This is a genomic window from Sphingomonas sp. (assembly GCF_019746015.1).
In the GTDB taxonomy this organism is placed as follows: Bacteria; Pseudomonadota; Alphaproteobacteria; order Sphingomonadales; family Sphingomonadaceae; genus Sphingomonas.
On sequence record NZ_JAIESM010000087.1, the window covers coordinates 1 to 4,363 of the forward strand.

General features: G+C 66.4%; 4 protein-coding genes. 1 reads left to right on the plus strand and 3 read right to left on the minus strand.

Annotated features, from left to right (window positions below; all coding sequences use genetic code 11):
• Positions 1-87: 87 nt before the first annotated feature.
• From secA to K2Y03_RS11905, 3 genes are all read right to left on the minus strand, one after another.
• Positions 88-2,814: a preprotein translocase subunit SecA gene (gene secA / locus K2Y03_RS11895; protein WP_294090912.1), complete on the minus strand. Its 2,727-nt coding sequence runs from the start codon at positions 2,812-2,814 to the stop codon at positions 88-90.
• An 83-nt stretch (positions 2,815-2,897) separates the two neighbouring features.
• Positions 2,898-3,149 carry a hypothetical protein gene (locus K2Y03_RS11900; RefSeq protein WP_294090913.1) on the minus strand — a complete coding sequence of 84 codons (252 nt, stop codon included), beginning with the start codon at positions 3,147-3,149 and terminating at the stop codon, positions 2,898-2,900.
• A gap of 66 nt (positions 3,150-3,215) precedes the next feature.
• Positions 3,216-3,713: an energy transducer TonB gene (locus K2Y03_RS11905; RefSeq protein WP_294090914.1), complete on the minus strand. Its 498-nt coding sequence runs from the start codon at positions 3,711-3,713 to the stop codon at positions 3,216-3,218.
• A 45-nt stretch (positions 3,714-3,758) separates the two neighbouring features.
• On the opposite strand from K2Y03_RS11905, the gene K2Y03_RS11910 reads away from it, so the two are divergent.
• A partial coding sequence (locus tag K2Y03_RS11910) for a bifunctional ornithine acetyltransferase/N-acetylglutamate synthase (RefSeq protein WP_294090916.1) occupies positions 3,759-4,363 on the plus strand: 605 nt, incomplete at its 3' end.

Consider the following 4,363-nt stretch of genomic DNA (forward strand, 5'->3'; position numbering starts at 1 on the left):
ACGCCCGCGCCCAAACCGCCGGTCGGTGGGCCCGTATAACAGCCAAAGCGCGCGGGGCAAGCGCAACTGCGCCGCGCAGACGGGCGCCTAGGCAAGCGCCCCGTGGCAATGCTTGTATTTCTTGCCCGAACCGCACGGGCAGGCGGCGTTGCGGCTGACCTTGCCTTCCCATTCGGCCGGATCGCTGCCCAGCGCATCGGCCACGCCAAGCGGCGCGGGCATCGGCGCAAGCCGCGTCGTCACCAGCCCCAGATCGTTGCTGCCAAAGTCCAGCGGCGCATCCAGATCGCCCAGATTGGTGAGGAAATCGGGCAGCGGCGGCAGCTCCGGCGGCGCCTGGAACTGGAACTGGGCATGCGCCAGCGTGCGCGTCACATCCTCGCGGATATTGCCCAGCATCCGCTCGAACAGCGCGAAGGCTTCCTGCTTATACTCGTTGATCGGCGTCTTCTGCGCATAGGCGCGCAGATGGACGACCTGGCGCAGCGCGTCGAGCGTCGACAGATGCTCCTTCCAGTGATGGTCGAGATTCTGGAGCAGGATCGACTTTTCCACCGACGTCCAGGTCTCCGGCGCCAGTTCGGCGGACTTGGCGGTCACATGCTCTTCGGCGAGCGTCAGCAGCCGGCTCTCGATCAGCTCGGGGTCCACTGCTTCTTCGGTCAGCCAGTCATCCACCGGCGGCTCGATCCCAAGCAGCTCCTGCGTGCGCGCCTTCAGCCCGTCGATCCCCCATTGTTCGGGATAGCTGCCGACCGGGCACGCCTCGCCCACGATGGTGTTCACGGTTTCGGCGCGCATGTCCGCCACCACATCGCCCACGGTGTCGGCATCCATGATGTCGGCGCGCTGTTCGTAAATGACCTTGCGCTGGTCGTTCATCACGTCGTCATATTCGACGACCTGCTTGCGGATGTCGTAATTGCGCGCCTCGACCTTTTTCTGCGCGGTTTCGATGGCCTTTGACAGCCATTTGGAGCCGATCGCCTCGCCATCGCCAAGGTTGGAGCGCATCATCTTCGAAAACATCGTGTCGGGGCCGAAGATGCGCAGCAGATCGTCGTCGAGGCACAGATAGAAGCGGCTGAGGCCCGGGTCGCCCTGGCGCCCCGAACGGCCGCGCAGCTGGTTGTCGATGCGGCGGCTTTCGTGCCGCTCGGTGCCCAGCACGAACAGGCCGCCGGCGGCCAGCACGTCCTGCTTTTCGGCCGCCACTTCCGCCTTGATGCGGGCAATCGCGGCGTCGCGCTCGGCGCCTTCGGGCAGGTCGGCCAGTTCATCGGCGATGCGGAATTCGACATTGCCGCCCAGCTGAATGTCGGTGCCGCGGCCGGCCATGTTGGTGGCGATGGTCACCGCGCCCTTGCGCCCCGCCTGCGCGACGATATGCGCCTCGCGCTCATGCTGGCGCGCGTTCAGCACTTCGTGAGCGACGCCTTCCTTGACCAGAAAGTCGCTCAGCAGTTCAGACTTTTCGATCGACACGGTGCCGACCAGCACCGGCTGGCCGCGCTCGGCGTGAAGCTTGATCTTCTTGGCGATGGCGGCGAACTTGTCGGTCGTGTTCTTGTAGAATTCGTCTTCCTCGTCCACGCGCTGCACCGGCACGTTGGTGGGAATGGTGACGACGTTCATCTTGTAGATGTCGTAGAATTCGGCCGCCTCGGTCGCGGCGGTGCCGGTCATCCCGCCCAGCTTGGGATACATGCGGAAATAATTCTGGAAGGTGATCGAGGCCATGGTCTGGTTCTCGGGCTCGATCTGCACGCCTTCCTTCGCTTCCACTGCCTGGTGCAGGCCGTCGGACCAGCGGCGCCCGTCCATCATGCGGCCGGTGAACTCATCGATGATGATGACCTTGCCGTCCTTTACGATGTAATCGGTATCGCGCTTGAACATCACATTCGCGCGCAGCGCCTGGTTCAGGTGGTGGACGACTTGCGTGTTTTCGAAGTCATACAGGTTGGCGCCTTCCAGCAGGCCGGCCGCCTCCAGCATCCGCTCGGCCTTTTCGGTGCCGTCCTCGGTCAGGATGATCGAGCGCTGCTTTTCGTCGAATTCATAATCGACCGGCACGAACTGCTTCACCACCGCGTTGACCGCCATATAGAGGTCGGTCTTGTCATCGGTGGGGCCGGAAATGATCAGCGGGGTGCGCGCTTCGTCGATCAGGATCGAATCGACCTCGTCGACGATGGCGAAGTTGAACTTGCGCTGCACCATCGCCTCGCGATCGTACTTCATGTTGTCGCGCAGATAGTCGAAGCCGAATTCATTGTTGGTGCCATAGGTGATGTCGCTGTGATAGGCGGCGCGGCGCTGCTCGTCGGACAGGTTGGGCACGATCACACCCACGCTCAGCCCCAGGAAGCGATAGACCTGGCCCATCCAGTCCGCATCGCGCGCGGCCAGATAGTCGTTCACCGTAACCACATGCACGCCGGTGCCGGGCAGCGCGTTGAGATAGGTCGCCAGCGTCGCCACCAGCGTCTTGCCCTCGCCGGTGCGCATCTCGGCGATTTCACCGCGATGGAGCACGATGCCGCCGATCAGCTGCACGTCATAATGGCGCTGGCCGAGCGTGCGTTTGGCCGCCTCGCGCACCGTGGCAAAGGCCTCGGGCAGCAGCGCGTCGAGCGTTTCGCCGTGCGCCAGCCGCTCGCGGAAGCGCAGTGTCTGCGCGGCGAGATCGTCGTCGCTCAGCGCCTGCATCTGCGGCTCGAACCCGTTGATCCGGGCGACCAGCGGCTGCAGCGATTTGACGTAACGATCGTTGGACGAACCGAACAGGCTCTTGGCAAGCGTGCCGAACATGGCGTTGATTCCTGAATAATGTGGTGCGCCCACCAATGCGGCGCGGCGCGAGAATAAGGCTGGGAAAGGGTGCGCCGGGGGCGCTATTCGCGCCGGCGGCCGGCGTAGATCGGCTCGGCGGGGACCAGCGCAAAGCCGGTGCGGGCGGGTGCGGCGGCCAGTCTGGCCACCACCGGCAGCACGGCCAGCGGGCGCAGCACGGCGCGGGCCGCGCGGGGCGCCTGCGCCGCAACCGATGCCGCCTGCGCGACCACGGCCGGGGCGGCCGGGCGCACGCTGCCAACGACGCCGGTCAGCGCCGAAAGCAAGGCAGACAGGAACAGCAGAACGCTCAAGCCCAATCCCCGGAGTGGATCAGCAGGCACATAGGGTGTCGCACCGCCAACGTCCAACCCAAATCATCATTCCTCAACCGCTGCGCCTTCCACCAGTTTCCACCGCATGGAGGATTGATAGCGGCCCGGCACCGGCTTGCCGGCGGCGTCGCGCGCGGGCTTGAAGCGGCCATTGGTGATCAGCTGGGTGCAGGTGGTCGAATCGAGCAGGTCAGACCCCGATGTCTGCACGATGTTGCAGCCGGTGATGCGCCCGCGCGCATCCAGATCGAGCGCGAACACGGTCAACCCCTCCTGCCCCTTGGCGCGGGCCTGGGTGGGATAGGCATCGGGCGGGAACCAGTCCGCCACCCGGCCGATCGGCTCGGCCTTGGTGCCGGCAGGCTCGGGGGCGGGCGGGGGCGGCGCCTCGGCCGGCTTGGCGGCAGGCGCCGGTGCCACCGGGCGGGCGGCGGGTGCCGCCTTGCGCACCGTCTTGCGGGCGGGCGGCACGGCGAGCGCCGGCCCCGCCACCAGCAAAGCCAGCACCACCCCGGCGATTATCTTGCGTTCAAGCGCAGCCACGCTAACTCCCCCTTGTTCCGCTCATCTTAGCCAGAGGCAACGCCCATGTCATCCGCCCGCTCGCCGCTCGCGCTGCCCTTCCCCGCCATGCCCGGCATTGCCGGCGTCACCTGTCGTGTGGCGCGCGCTGGCTATAAAGCGTGGGAGCGGGCCGACCTCACCTATATCGAGCTGGCCGAGGGCGCCAGCGTGGCCGGCGTCACCACGCGCAACCTGTGCTGCTCGGCCGAGGTTGAAATCTGCCGCGACCATCTGGCCGGCGGCCGCGCCCGCGCGCTGGTGGTGAACGCCGGCAATGCCAATGCTTTCACCGGCTATCGCGGGCGCGAGGCCGTCGCGCTGATCCTCGATACCGTCGCCGCGCATCTGGGCTGCGCGCCGGGCGAGGTGTTCGTCTCCTCCACCGGGGTGATCGGCGTGCCGCTGCCCATGGACAAGGCGGAGGCGGGGCTGAAGGCGGTGTTCGCGGCGCCACCCTGCAGCTGGGAAGACGCCGCCGCCACCATCGGCACCACCGACACTTTTGCCAAGGGCGCGGTGACACACGCCGTCGTCGATGACCGCACGGTGACGCTGGCCGGCATCATCAAGGGCAGCGGCATGATCGCGCCCGACATGGCAACGATGCTGGGCTATATCTTCACCGATGC